This is a genomic window from Leifsonia sp. ZF2019 (assembly GCF_019924635.1).
Lineage (GTDB): Bacteria > Actinomycetota > Actinomycetes > Actinomycetales > Microbacteriaceae > Leifsonia.
Window position 1 is genome coordinate 2,485,227 of sequence record NZ_CP065037.1, and the last position, 12,768, is coordinate 2,497,994.

11 protein-coding genes are annotated in these 12,768 nt (G+C 69.7%); 7 read left to right on the plus strand and 4 right to left on the minus strand.

Translation table 11 applies throughout. The annotated features are described in order from the left end of the window. The first annotated feature begins 54 nt into the window (after positions 1–54). From IT072_RS12155 to sucB, 3 genes are all read left to right on the plus strand, one after another. Positions 55–1,542, plus strand: coding sequence for a leucyl aminopeptidase (locus IT072_RS12155; protein WP_223356948.1), 1,488 nt, complete (start codon positions 55–57; stop codon positions 1,540–1,542). A gap of 103 nt (positions 1,543–1,645) precedes the next feature. Continuing rightward, on the plus strand, positions 1,646–3,019 hold the full coding sequence (gene lpdA / locus IT072_RS12160) for a dihydrolipoyl dehydrogenase (protein ID WP_223356950.1): 1,374 nt from the start codon (positions 1,646–1,648) through the stop codon (positions 3,017–3,019). Between the two features lie 68 nt (positions 3,020–3,087). Next, positions 3,088–4,584, plus strand: coding sequence for a 2-oxoglutarate dehydrogenase, E2 component, dihydrolipoamide succinyltransferase (sucB, locus tag IT072_RS12165; protein WP_223356951.1), 1,497 nt, complete (start codon positions 3,088–3,090; stop codon positions 4,582–4,584). Positions 4,585–4,590: 6 nt separating this feature from the next. Here sucB and IT072_RS12170 read toward each other — a convergent pair whose 3' ends face one another. Next, positions 4,591–6,108 (minus strand): hypothetical protein, encoded by a 1,518-nt coding sequence (locus IT072_RS12170; protein ID WP_223356953.1) that lies wholly within the window; start codon positions 6,106–6,108, stop codon positions 4,591–4,593. A 138-nt stretch (positions 6,109–6,246) separates the two neighbouring features. On the opposite strand from IT072_RS12170, the gene lipB reads away from it, so the two are divergent. The 3 genes from lipB to IT072_RS12185 are packed head-to-tail and all read left to right on the plus strand — an operon-like array spanning position 6,247 to position 8,679. Then, positions 6,247–6,945, plus strand: a complete 699-nt coding sequence (lipB, locus tag IT072_RS12175) for a lipoyl(octanoyl) transferase LipB (protein ID WP_223356955.1) — start codon at positions 6,247–6,249, stop codon at positions 6,943–6,945. Further along, positions 6,942–7,931: a lipoyl synthase gene (gene lipA / locus IT072_RS12180; RefSeq protein WP_223356957.1), complete on the plus strand. Its 990-nt coding sequence runs from the start codon at positions 6,942–6,944 to the stop codon at positions 7,929–7,931. Before lipB ends, lipA begins: the two co-directional genes overlap by 4 nt. A gap of 49 nt (positions 7,932–7,980) precedes the next feature. Next, entirely contained in the window at positions 7,981–8,679 is a 699-nt protein-coding gene (locus IT072_RS12185) for a DUF4191 domain-containing protein (protein ID WP_223356959.1), read from the plus strand. Positions 8,680–8,756: 77 nt separating this feature from the next. Here IT072_RS12185 and IT072_RS12190 read toward each other — a convergent pair whose 3' ends face one another. After that, entirely contained in the window at positions 8,757–9,182 is a 426-nt protein-coding gene (locus IT072_RS12190) for an RDD family protein (RefSeq protein ID WP_223356961.1), read from the minus strand. 137 nt (positions 9,183–9,319) lie between these two features. Between IT072_RS12190 and glnA the strand changes: the two genes are divergently transcribed. Continuing rightward, positions 9,320–10,744, plus strand: a complete 1,425-nt coding sequence (gene glnA / locus IT072_RS12195) for a type I glutamate--ammonia ligase (protein WP_223356963.1) — start codon at positions 9,320–9,322, stop codon at positions 10,742–10,744. A gap of 226 nt (positions 10,745–10,970) precedes the next feature. Here the strand turns inward: glnA and IT072_RS12200 are convergent, their stop codons facing one another. Then, complete coding sequence (locus IT072_RS12200; RefSeq protein ID WP_223356965.1) at positions 10,971–11,915, minus strand: DUF4238 domain-containing protein; 945 nt, start codon at positions 11,913–11,915, stop codon at positions 10,971–10,973. A gap of 264 nt (positions 11,916–12,179) precedes the next feature. After that, positions 12,180–12,764: a hypothetical protein gene (locus tag IT072_RS12205; RefSeq protein WP_223356967.1), complete on the minus strand. Its 585-nt coding sequence runs from the start codon at positions 12,762–12,764 to the stop codon at positions 12,180–12,182. Between the last annotated feature and the right edge of the window lie 4 nt (positions 12,765–12,768).

Genomic DNA, 12,768 nt, shown 5'->3' on the forward strand with positions numbered 1-12,768 from the left:
TCGCAGCACGCCCACAGCGAACAGCCGGTCGGCCGGGCGGGCTAGGGTCGGAGCATGACGGTTCCTGCTCTCGCGCTCGCCTCCGATTCCTCTTCTCTCACTCCCGCCGACGTCGTGGTGGTCGGCGCCCGCGTCGCGCGCGACGAGATCACGGTGCTCTCGGGTGCCGATCGCGACGGCCTCGCCGCGCAGCTCGCCGCCGTCGGCTTCGGCGGCGGACGCGACGAGCTGGTGCGCCTCCCCGGCGCCGACGGCGGCCCGTCGATCGCCGTGATCGGGCTCGGCGACGAGCTCGACGAGGACGCCCTGCGGTATGCCGCGGGCAGCGCTGTGCGCCAGCTGGCCGGCATCGAGCACGTCGCCGTCGACCTCCCGGCGTCGGACGACGCGCGCCTCGGTGCCGTGGCCGAGGGAGCCGCTCTCGGGTCGTACGCTTTCACCGAGTACCGCGAGAAGAGCAGCGCCAGGACGCCGGTCGGCCGCATCACCGTCGTCGGGACACCGTCGACGGTCGTCGCGGACGACCTGCTGGCCCGCGCCGCCGCCGTCGCCGGCGCCGCCGCGCTGGTGAAGGACCTCGTCAACACTCCCCCGCTCGACCTCTACCCCGAGACGTTCGTCGACCGCGCGCAGGAGGCCGCGGCCGGGCTCCCGGTCGAAGTCACGGTCTGGGACGAGGCCGCGCTGGCCGAGGGCGGCTTCGGCGGCATCCTGGGCGTCGGTCAGGGCTCGACCCGCCCACCGCGGCTGGTGAAGGTCGACTACGCCCCCGCCGGAGCCGCGCGCCACCTCGCCCTCGTCGGCAAAGGCATCACCTTCGACTCGGGCGGCCTCTCTTTGAAGCCCGCGTCCGGCATGGTCGGCATGAAGTACGACATGACGGGCGCCGCCACCGTGCTCGCCGTCGCCCTGGCGGCCGCGCGCCTCGCCCTGCCCATCCGTGTCTCCGCGTGGCTGTGCCTCGCCGAGAACATGCCGTCGGGCTCCGCCATCCGACCGAACGACGTGCTGCGCATCCGCGACGGCCGCACGGTCGAGGTTCTCAACACCGACGCCGAGGGTCGGCTCGTGCTCGCCGACGGGCTCGCCGCAGCGAGCGAGGAGCACCCGGACGCGATCGTCGACGTCGCCACCCTCACCGGTGCCGCCATGGTCGCGCTGGGCACCCGCTACGCAGCGGTCATGGGCTCCGAGGGCCTCGTCGACGACGTGCTCTCCGCCGCTCGCGCCAGCGGCGAGCTGCTCTGGCCGATGCCGCTCGCGGGCGAGCTGCGCGCGACGATCAACTCGGACGTCGCCGACATCGCCAACGCCAACCCGGGCGTCACCGCGGGCGGGATGCTGCTCGCCGGCGTGTTCCTGCAGGAGTTCGTCGGACGCACCGGCGACGACGACGACGCTCCGCGCATCCCGTGGGCGCACCTCGACATCGCGGGACCCGCGAAGGGACCCGCGTCGCCCTACGGATTCACGGGCAAGGGACCGTCCGCCGTCAGCGTACGTGCGCTCCTGCGTTTGGCCGAGGACATTTCGCGGAAGTAGTAGGGTCGTATGGGCGAGAAGATCTCGTCCGTCAACGCCTGCCCGGAGTCACCCCTCGGGGCAGGATCGTGTCACGAATCCTGATGCGCGAGGGAGTAACTGGGTGTCTGAGCAGAACTTTGACATTGTGGTGCTCGGCGGTGGGAGTGGAGGCTACGCAGCAGCGCTGCGTGCGGCCGAGCTCGGTTTCACCGTGGGCATGATCGAGAAGGACAAGGTCGGCGGCACCTGCCTGCACCGCGGCTGCATCCCGACCAAGGCGCTGCTGCACGCGGCCGAGGTCGCGGACTACTCCCGCGAGTCGGCGAAGTACGGCATCATCACCCAGCTCCAGGGCGTCGACATCAACGGGGTGACGGAGTATCGCCAGGGCATCATCGCGAAGAAGTACAAGGGCCTGCAGGGCCTCGTGAAGGCCCGCGGCATCACCGTCATCGAGGGCGAGGGCCGCCTCACCTCGCCGACGACCGTCCAGGTCGGCGACGACACCATCGTCGGCAAGCACGTCGTGCTCGCCACCGGCTCCTACTCGCGCAGCCTCCCCGGACTCGAGATCGGCGGGCGGGTGATCACCAGCGAGCAGGCGCTCGAGCTCGACTTCGTCCCCAAGAAGGTCGCCGTGCTCGGCGGCGGCGTCATCGGCGTCGAGTTCGCCAGCGTCTGGAAGTCGTTCGGCGCCGAGGTCACCATCATCGAGGCCCTCCCGCACCTCGTCCCGAACGAGGACGAGTCGATCAGCAAGTCGCTCGAGCGCGCGTTCCGCCGCCGCGGCATCGACTACCGGCTGGGCGTGCGCTTCTCCGGCGTCACCCAGAACGAGAGCGGCGTCGTCGTCTCGCTCGAGAACGGCGACACCGTCGAGGCCGAGCTGCTGCTCGTCGCCGTCGGCCGTGGCCCGCAGACCGCCGGTCTCGGCTACGAAGAGGTCGGCGTCTCGATGGACCGGGGCTTCGTCCTCACCGACGAGCGCCTGCAGACCAACATCCCCGGCGTGTACGCCGTCGGCGACATCGTCCCCGGCCTGCAGCTCGCGCACCGCGGCTTCCAGCAGGGCATCTTCGTCGCGGAGGAGATCGCGGGCCTGAACCCGATCGTCGTCCCCGACGTCAACATCCCCAAGGTCACCTACTGCGACCCCGAGGTCGCCTCCATCGGCCTCAGCGAGGCCAAGGCGGTCGAGCAGTACGGTGCGGACAAGGTCAGCAGCTACGACTACAGCCTGGCCGGCAACGGCAAGAGCGAGATCATCGGCACCAGCGGCACGGTCAAGGTCGTTCGCGTGAACGACGGCCCCGTCGTCGGCGTGCACATGATCGGCGCGCGCGTCGGCGAGCTCATCGGCGAAGCCCAGCTCGCCGTCAACTGGGAGGCGTACCCGGAGGACATCGCCCCGTTCATCCACGCGCACCCCACCCAGAACGAGTCGCTCGGCGAGGCCTTCCTGTACCTCGCGGGCAAGCCGCTGCACACCCTCTAAGTCCGCCGCTGCCGCGAACGCGGCTGCAATAAGCTACTGAACGATCAGGTTTTGAAGGAGAGAAGCTCATGAGCGAATCCGTCAGCCTCCCGGCACTCGGCGAGAGTGTCACGGAAGGCACGGTCACCCGCTGGCTGAAGAATGTTGGCGACCGTGTCGAGGTGGACGAGCCCCTGCTCGAAGTCTCGACCGACAAGGTCGACACCGAGATCCCGTCGCCGGTCGCCGGCGTCATCGAGGCGATCCTGGTGCAGGAGGACGAGACCGTCGAGGTAGGCACCGCGCTCGTGACCATCGGCGACGGCTCCGGCGCGGGTGCCGAGGCTCCCGCCGAGGCCGCTCCCGCCGAGGCTCCTGCTCCGGCCGCGGAGGCTCCCGCTGCCGCGCCGGCACCCGCCGCTGAAGCACCGGCCCAGGCCGCCGCGCCGGCTCCGGCCGCTGAGGCCCCGGCCCCGGCCGCTGCGCCGGCCCCCGCCGCTGAAGCACCGGCCCCGGCCGCTGCGCCGGCCCCCGCCGCTGAAGCACCGGCCCCGGCCGCTGCGCCGGCCCCCGCCGCTGAAGCACCGGCCCCGGCCGCTGCGCCTGCCCCGGCCGCCGCGCCGGCACCCGCCGCTGCGCCGGCTCCGGCCGCTGCCGAGGCCCCCGCGTCGGGCGGCGCACACGCCAGCAACGCCGGCTACGTGACCCCGATCGTGCGCAAGCTCGCCAACGAGCAGGGCGTCGACCTCTCGACCGTGACCGGCACCGGTGTCGGCGGGCGCATCCGCAAGGAGGACATCCTCTCTGCCGCGCAGCCCGCCGCTGCGGCTCCGGTCGCGTCGGCCGCCCCGGCCGAGGTCGAGGTGTCGCCCCTGCGCGGCACGACCCAGCCGATGTCTCGCCTGCGCAAGGTCGTCGCCGAGCGTGCCGTCATCTCGATGCAGTCGACGGCGCAGCTCACCTCGGTCGTCGAGGTGGACGTGACCAAGGTCGCCGCGTTCCGCGACAAGGTCAAGGGCGACTTCCTCGCCAAGACCGGCGTGAAGCTCTCCTTCCTGCCGTTCTTCGCCCTGGCGGCCGCTGAGGCGCTGAAGACCTACCCCGTCATCAACGCCACCGTCGACGGCGACAACATCGTGTACCCGGACCACGAGAACATCTCGATCGCGGTGGACACCGAGCGCGGCCTGCTGACCCCCGTGGTCAAGGACGCCTCGTCGCTCGACCTCGCCGGTCTGGCGAAGGAGATCGCCGACCTGGCCGAGCGCACCCGCGACAACCGCCTCAAGCCCGATGAGCTGGCCGGCGGCACGTTCACGCTGACCAACACCGGTTCGCGTGGCGCACTGTTCGACACCCCGGTCGTCTTCCTCCCGCAGGTCGCGATCCTGGGCACGGGCATCGTCACAAAGAAGCCGGTCGTCATCACGGCGGACGGCACCGAGTCGATCGCCATCCGTTCCACGGTGTACCTGGCCCTCTCGTACGACCACCGCATCGTGGACGGTGCCGACGCGGCCCGCTTCCTGGTCGCCGTGAAGAACCGCCTCGAAGGCGGCGACTTCCAGGGCAGCCTCGGGATCTGATCCCTCTCACGAGTACACCGCTCGTATCCGCCAACCGGCCTCGTTCCTCAGCAGCAGGAGCGAGGCCGGTTCGCTGTCCGCCCCACTCGCGGCATCCGGCACGATCCGCACGAGCGCGGCATCCCCCCAGCGCTGTGTCACCTCGGCGCTCGCGCCCGCGGCACGAGGGTCACCCCGCGCCGACAGCGCCGCGAGCGCCGCCTCTGCCGGGTCGTCACGAGACGGCACCCCACCGGCCTCGTGCTCTTCGGCGGCCTCCGGCGTCGTCACGCACGACGGTCCGGACACACCATCGGGTGATGCAGGGCCAGGCGACAGGGCATCCGGCGACGCGCCCTCTCTCCCCGGGTCACTGTTCCTCCCGGCATTTCCCGTCAGCTCGAAGAGGTCGACCTCGCCGCATCCCCTCGCGCCGGACCGCGGGTCACCCGACGCTGCCGGCCGTGGCGTGGGCGACGACGTGGCCGGACGCGGATCACGCGAGGACGACGCCGAGGGCGCGGTCGCCACCGCCACGGGAGCGTCCCGAGCCGGGCCCTGTTCCTCGAACGGCGGCGCCGTCGCCACGACCAGTACGCCGGTGACCACGGGCGCACCGATCGCGAGGACGAGCTTCGGCCGACGCCGGACCATCGACACCACCGCCGTCCGCACCGCCCCGAACGGGTCCCCGTCCAGCACCACATCCCACCGGGCGCTCCGCCGCCGCTTCGCACCCGCCGCCGACCGCCGACCGCGCGATCCGGCCTCGACGCGAACGGCGGCATGCGCCCTGGTGCCCATACTGGCGCCCACACCCGCTCGCACCCTCGACCCGTCGGCCGCGCCACTAGCAGTCAATCGCATCGCCACCGGGGGCGCCACCGTCAGCAGCTCCTCCCGCAGCCCGCCTCCGCCGAGCGCCATGACCCGCTCCACCCGGGCGAGCAGGGCACGTCCGCTGCCGTCGGCGACGGCGGACGCCATCTGCCGTACCAGGCGCAGGAACGCCTCCGCGTCGCGCGCGGCGCTCTCCTGCGTCAGCGGCCCGACGCCCCAGAGCCCACTGAGCACCGGGCAGCCGTCCGCACGGAACCGGATCCGCTCCCCGCTCGGCTCGAGGCCGCCGAAGCCCGCCCGGTGAGCTGCCTGCAGCACGTCGAACACGGCCAGCAGCACGGTGATTGCCTCGCCGAGGCTCAGCGGTCCTGCGTGCACGCGCGAGCGGAGGCTGCCCGCCGGCAGATGCTCGTCGAGGCGACTGCAGATCGGGTTCCCCCGCACCTGACGCTGGGGCAGCCCCGTCACCGTTGCGAGATGCTCCGATACGATCGCGTGCCGCGCCTCGGCGTCCGGGAAACCCATCCCGCTGCGTACGCAGAGCACCATGCTGCGCGCCAGCTCGCCGCCGTGCACGACCACGGCGTACTCCTCCGCCGTGGACCGCAGCACCTCGCGCCGCTCGACCCCCATGCACGCCGCGATCGCCGCCGCCTGCTTGCCCACGTCCGACGCATGCCGCGCCGCCCCTCGCTGATCTGCCATGCCCCCATCCCACCGGCCGCTCGCCCGCTCCGGCACGACGATCGCAGATCCGTGGACTTCGCGCCGTCGCCCACCGGCTGTGGAGGAGATCCACCCCAGACGACAACTTTTTAGACTGAGTACATATATGCTGTCCCGGTGACCAGCTACGACGCGACCGCACTCGACACCGGCTTCGTTCCTTACGACGAGGCCCTGCTCCACCAGCGCTCCCTCCACGCGGCCGTGGCCGCCGGACGCGCTCCGGACACCGTGCTGCTGCTCGAGCACGCACCGGTCTACACAGCCGGCAGACGCACCGAGGCGGACGAGCGCCCGGTCGACGGGACGCCGGTCGTCGACGTCGACCGCGGCGGCAAGATCACGTGGCACGGTCCCGGCCAGCTGGTCGGCTACCCGGTGCTCCGACTGCCCGACCCGATCGATGTCGTGGGATACGTGCGGCAGCTCGAGGCGCTTCTGATCGATGTGCTGGCGGGCGTCGGCGTACGGGGCGAGCGGGTCGACGGGCGCTCGGGTGTGTGGATGCGCGGCGACGGACGCGACGAGAAGGTCGCGGCGATCGGCATCCGCGTCGCCGACGGCGTCACGATGCACGGCTTCGCACTGAACTGCTCCAACGATCTCGAACCGTACGAGCGCATCGTCGCCTGCGGCATCCGCGACGCCGGCGTCACGACGGTCTCGCGCGTCCTCGGCCGGACCGTCACACCCCGCGACATCGCGCCCCTCGTCGTCGAGGCCTTCGACCGCCACGTCGCCACCGCGAGCACGCCCCACCCCGCCGGCAGGCGCACTGCGGGCACGTCCGTCCTCCCGGCCGGAGCCGCCGCGTGAGCGCCGCGCCCGACGGCCGCCGCATGCTGCGGCTCGAAGTCCGCAATGCCCAGACCCCGATCGAGCGCAAGCCGGAGTGGATCAAGACCCGCGCGAAGATGGGGCCGGAGTACCGCCAGCTGCACGCGCTCGTGAAGACGGAGGAGCTCCACACGGTCTGCCAGGAGGCCGGCTGCCCGAACATCTACGAGTGCTGGGAGGACCGCGAGGCCACCTTCCTCATCGGCGGGTCGCAGTGCACGCGACGCTGCGACTTCTGCCAGATCGACACCGGTAAGCCCGCCGAGTTCGACCGCGACGAGCCACGCCGCGTCGCCGAGTCCGTCGCGCGCATGGGGTTGCGCTACTCCACCGTGACCGGCGTCGCGCGCGACGACCTGGAGGACGAAGGTGCCTGGCTCTATGCGGAGACCATCCGCGAGATCCACCGGCAGAGCCCCGGGACCGGCGTGGAGATCCTGGTGCCGGACTTCACCGGGCGCCCGCATCTGCTGGGCGAGGTGTTCTCCGCCGGGCCGGAGGTGTTCGCCCACAACGTGGAGACGGTGCCGCGCATCTTCAAGCGCATCCGGCCCGCGTTCCGTTACGAGCGCTCGCTCGACGTGCTGACCCAGGGCCGGAACGCCGGGCTCATCACCAAGTCGAACCTCATCCTCGGGATGGGCGAGGAGCGTTCCGAGATCAGTCAGGCCCTGCGCGACCTCCACGACGCGGGAACGGACATCATCACGATCACCCAGTACCTCCGGCCGAGCCCGCGCCACCTGCCCGTGGCCCGTTGGGTGCATCCGGACGAGTTCGTCGAGCTGAAGGCGGAGGCGGAGGCCATCGGGTTCCTCGGCGTGCTCGCCGGCCCCCTGGTGCGCTCGTCCTACCGCGCCGGGCGCCTCTGGGCGCAGTCGATGCAGGCGAAGGGTCGTCCCGTCCCGCCCGACCTGCAGCATCTCGCCGACGCGTCGCTGGGGTTCGCGCAGGCCGTCTCCTGACCGCGAACGGCGTCTGCCGAAGGCTGTGCGGGACGGTATCCTTGTCGGTATGGCACGCAAGGACAAGTCCAGCAAGGAGCCCGGTCGGCTGAAGCAGATGTGGCAGGTCTTCCAGATGACCCGCCGCTACGACGACCGCGCACTGCTCTACATCATCCTGGGCTTCGTCCTCCCGATCGTCGCGGGCGTACTCCTGGCGATCTTCCTCTCCGGCGGCAACGTCTTCACGATGGTCCTCTGGATCATCGCGGGCGTCTTCGGCGGCGTGCTGGCGGCGCTCATCATCCTCGGCCGCCGCGCCGAGCGGGCCGCCTACTCGCAGATCGAGGGACAGCCCGGTGCGGTCGGCGCCGTTCTGCGCAGCTCGCTCAAGCGCAGCTGGCGCGGTTCGGAGATGCCGGTCGCCGTCAACAGCAAGACGCAGGACGCGGTCTACCGTGCCACGGGTCGCGGTGGCGTCGTGCTCATCAGCGAGGGCCCGAAGACGCGCACCCAGCGCATGGTCGACGAGGAGCGCCGCAAGGTGACCCGCGTGCTCCCCAACGTCCCCGTCACCGTCATCAGCGTGGGCCCGGACAGCGACGCCATCCCGCTGCACCGTGTGCCGCGCACCCTCGCCAAGATCAAGCCCACCCTGACCAAGGCGGAGGTCCTCGCGATCAGCAACCGCCTGCAGTCGCTCGAGAACGCGCTCCCCATCCCGAAGGGCATCGACCCGATGAAGGTCCGCGCACAGCGCGCCCGCTGAGTCGTCTCATGCGAGAACGCGCCGCCCCTCGGGACGGCGCGTTCTCGCGTTGCGGGACCCTGCGGGGCTCCCAGCGCTCAGCCGCGCAGCAGCACGGTGCCGGCGATCTTGTCGTGGAACCCGCGCTGGTCCGAGTCCCACACGAGCGCGGGGACGACGATGCACAGGAGCGCCGTGCGGACGATCGGACGCCAGACACCCACCCATCCCCCACGGACCGGGACGAGGCGCAGCCCGAAGATCCGGTGCCCGATACTGCCGCCGATGGTCGGGATGAAGACAACCTGCATGAGGGCGAAGATGCCGATGTTCGCCCAGCCGTCGTAGTGGAAGAACGCGAACGAGAGGAACGAGGCGATCGCCCAGTCGATCACGATCGCCCCGAGGCGGCGGCCGAAACGTGCCACCGAGCGCGGCCCGACCTCCGGGAGTCCGAGGCGTTCACCGGGATAGCGGCTGGGGGCGATGTCGCCGGAGCGGTTCGGGACGGGGTTCTGGGGCACCCGTCGAGTTTACCCGGGGCCGGTACGCGTAACATGCCGGAAACATTTGCGTCACCCCGGGGAAACGGCCTCCCCCTACCGTGGGTGTGGGACTGCACGCGCAGTCCGGTCACCGCAAGCCATTGGGAGTCCTCCGTATGTTCCGTGATTCTTCCGAGGTGCTCAAGTTCATCAAGGACACCGACGTCAAGTTCCTTGATATCCGCTTCACCGACCTGCCCGGTGTGCAGCAGCACTTCAACATTCCCGCTTCGACCGTCGACGAGGAGTTCTTCTCGGTCGGTCAGCTCTTCGACGGCTCCTCGATCCGCGGCTTCGCGTCGATCCACGAGTCGGACATGCAGCTCATCCCGGACGTGTCGACCGCTTACATCGACCCGTTCCGTGTCGAGCGCACCCTGATCATGGTCTTCGACATCTACAACCCGCGCAACGGCGAGATCTACGCGAAGGACCCGCGCCAGGTCGCCAAGAAGGCGGAGAAGTACCTCGCCTCCACCGGCATCGCGGACACCGCGTTCTTCGCCCCCGAGGCGGAGTTCTACATCTTCGACGACGTGCGCTACGAGGTCAACCAGCACTCGTCCTTCTACTCGGTGGACTCCGAGGAGGGCGCCTGGAACACCGGCCGCGTCGAAGAGGGCGGCAACCTCGCCAACAAGACCCCGTACAAGGGCGGCTACTTCCCGGTCAGCCCGGTCGACAAGCAGGCCGACCTGCGCGACGACATCTCGCTCAAGCTCATCGACGCCGGACTCATCCTGGAGCGCGCGCACCACGAGGTGGGCACTGGCGGCCAGGCCGAGATCAACTACCGCTTCGACACCATGGTCGCGGCCGCGGACGACATCCTCAAGTTCAAGTACATCGTGAAGAACACGGCCGAGCAGTGGGGCAAGGTCGCGACCTTCATGCCGAAGCCGCTCTTCGGCGACAACGGCTCGGGCATGCACACCCACCAGTCGCTGTGGAACGACGGCAAGCCGCTGTTCTACGACGAGTCGGGCTACGGCGGCCTCTCCGACATCGCCCGCTGGTACATCGGCGGCCTGCTCAAGCACGCCCCCGCGGTTCTCGCCTTCACGAACCCGACGGTGAACTCGTTCCACCGCCTGGTCCCCGGCTTCGAGGCCCCGGTCAACCTGGTCTACTCGGCCGGCAACCGCTCCGCCTCGATCCGCATCCCGATCACGGGCACCAACCCGAAGGCCAAGCGCATCGAGTTCCGCGCGCCGGACGCGTCGGGCAACCCGTACCTCGCCTTCGCCGCCCAGCTCATGGCCGGCCTCGACGGCATCAAGAACCGCATCGAGCCGCACGAGCCGGTCGACAAGGACCTCTACGAGCTCCCGCCGGAGGAGGCCAAGAACATCCCCCAGGTCCCCGGCACCCTCGCCGAGGCCCTCGACGCGCTCGAGGCCGACCACGACTTCCTCACCGCGGGCGGCGTGTTCACCCCGGAGCTCATCGAGACCTGGATCGAGTACAAGCGCGAGAAGGAGATCAAGCCGCTCGCGCAGCGTCCGCACCCGTTCGAGTACGAGCTGTACTTCGGCGTCTGACGAGACCTGACGAGGCGTGACGGGGCCCACCAAGGCCCGACGAGCACCTCTCGGGAAGCCCCGGCTCCCCTGGTTTTCCAGGGAAGTCGGGGCTTCTTCGTGTCCCCGCTCCATCAGGTCTGCAGAGCCCTATCCACCGCGATGGTCGATCAGGCGGACTGCCCCAGGGTCGAGATGTGTCAGCTGCGCGACTGGTGGCTTGGAGCGCACCAAATGACCGTGGCGCTCAATCCTGCTTCTCTCGATATGCAGGCGGTACGGACCGGGAGTCATCCGGATGGTGATAGAGGTTGCGGACCGAGTTGGCGGCCGTGCGCACATTGAACTCTTTCCTCATCGCCTGCGTGCCCGATGATCGATCGTCGAGGGCCCCCGAACGGGACGTCGCGATCAGTCCGTCAAGGTCATGAGTCGAGTAGCGCCCGTCGAGGGGGTTTCGCATCACGAGACCGATAGTGCGAGTCATCGGGTAGAGCACGAGTCGAGCTGTGGCAACCCCGACCCCCATCGCTGCGCCGAACTGTTCGTGAGCCACCAACGACACGGGAGCGTCGGACGTAATGAGCCCCGGCTCAGCGAAGTGAACCAGTGTCCAGGGTCGGGTCGCGAGGAACCCTGCAACCGGTGAGGTCAACTCGCCCATCAGTTCGATGTGGTCGCGAGCGGTGTACGACAGTGCGAAGCCGTCAGGCTCGAGAACGAGCGCCCAGGCCTCGTCGATCTCGGCAGTGCTGAGTGGACGTCCTGCGGTGTCGGAGGCCCACCGAGCGAAGTCCTCTCGGCCCAACTGGCCAGCCGCTGTGGAGAACAGCTCCGCGGCTGTCGACTGCATGAGTCTGCGCTGTTCCGGCCCACGGAGCATTTGCAGCGCGAGGAACTCGGCAAGCGTGTCCCGATCCTCCTTAGGGAGCGGCCATTCACCCCCGACAACCCGCTCGAAGAGTTCAGCGGTCTCCGCCTCGATTCCCGACCCGAGCGCCTTCTCGAACACATCCGAGCCGTTCGGATGGCCGGGTAGCGAGTTCAAGTGATTCTCGCCGCCGGTGTTCTCGACCAACGAGATGAAACTGCTGCGTTCCGGCAGACGAACCGTCTTGATCCGCCCGCCCTCGTCGGCGAATCCTTGGAGGACGAAGCGCGGATTGATGTGGTGGTACTTCGCGACGCTCATTCAGCCACGGTAATTGACGGGGTGCGCACGTCTCCACCTGCCGACAGGGCGTTCGTTCGACGTAGTTGGACCGTCGAACTGCGCACCGCGGGCGTACCGCCGAACGTGGAGGTCTCTCCATCTGGCAGCTCGCCGATCACGCCGACGTGCTCGTCTGTCGGAAAGTCGTGCCGGACGACATGGTCAAAGCCGAAGAATCGCGCCTCAGCGCGGCGTTCGTCACCGACGTCGGGCGATGGCCGTTCGCGAACCGAAAAGGCTGAGCTACCAGACCGGCAACGCCTCGCGCCACTCATGCCCAGGCGGGAGTCCGACTCGATCGGACTCGAGCGCCCACGCCCTGAACCGTGCGGGCAGCAAGACGGGCGCGTTCTCCTGGGCGTCCAGCAACAGATCCCAGCGGTCTTCGTATCCTGCGAACGTCGGCACGGACACCCTGGCTCGGTCCGCAGTGGCATTGCGCTGACCAGCGGGAATCCCCGGAAGGGTGAGCCAGTTCATGTGCTCGATCCAGGCGGCAGCCGCCACGTGGATCCTCGGCACTACGTAACTGCGTGGCGGCAACGCCAGGTCGTGCGGAACAGCGACCATCACGAAGAACTCCTGGGACCCACGACTCGGCCCCTGGGATTTGGAGCCCAGGGGCCAGCTGATTCCATCGAGCTTCGGTCCACGCGCTGCCTTCACTTGAATCTCGACCAGACGACGCTGATCGCCCTCGGCCAGTACCGCGAGGATGTCCGTGCGCTCGAGACCATCGCGAGTGAGCGCCGGCGCCCATCCGCGCCGCGCCAGCTCGGCAGCAACGTGATGCTCGCCGATCGTCTTCGTCTGCTTCGTGTCCACCATCGCT

Coding starts and splice junctions, on each gene's coding strand:
- IT072_RS12155 (WP_223356948.1), top strand. CDS start 55: ATGACGGTTCCTGCTCTCGCGCTCGCCTCCGATTCCTCTTCTCTCACT.
- sucB (WP_223356951.1), top strand. CDS start 3,088: ATGAGCGAATCCGTCAGCCTCCCGGCACTCGGCGAGAGTGTCACGGAA.
- IT072_RS12170 (WP_223356953.1), bottom strand. CDS start 6,108: ATGGCAGATCAGCGAGGGGCGGCGCGGCATGCGTCGGACGTGGGCAAG.
- IT072_RS12185 (WP_223356959.1), top strand. CDS start 7,981: ATGGCACGCAAGGACAAGTCCAGCAAGGAGCCCGGTCGGCTGAAGCAG.
- glnA (WP_223356963.1), top strand. CDS start 9,320: ATGTTCCGTGATTCTTCCGAGGTGCTCAAGTTCATCAAGGACACCGAC.
- IT072_RS12200 (WP_223356965.1), bottom strand. CDS start 11,915: ATGAGCGTCGCGAAGTACCACCACATCAATCCGCGCTTCGTCCTCCAA.
- IT072_RS12205 (WP_223356967.1), bottom strand. CDS start 12,764: ATGGTGGACACGAAGCAGACGAAGACGATCGGCGAGCATCACGTTGCT.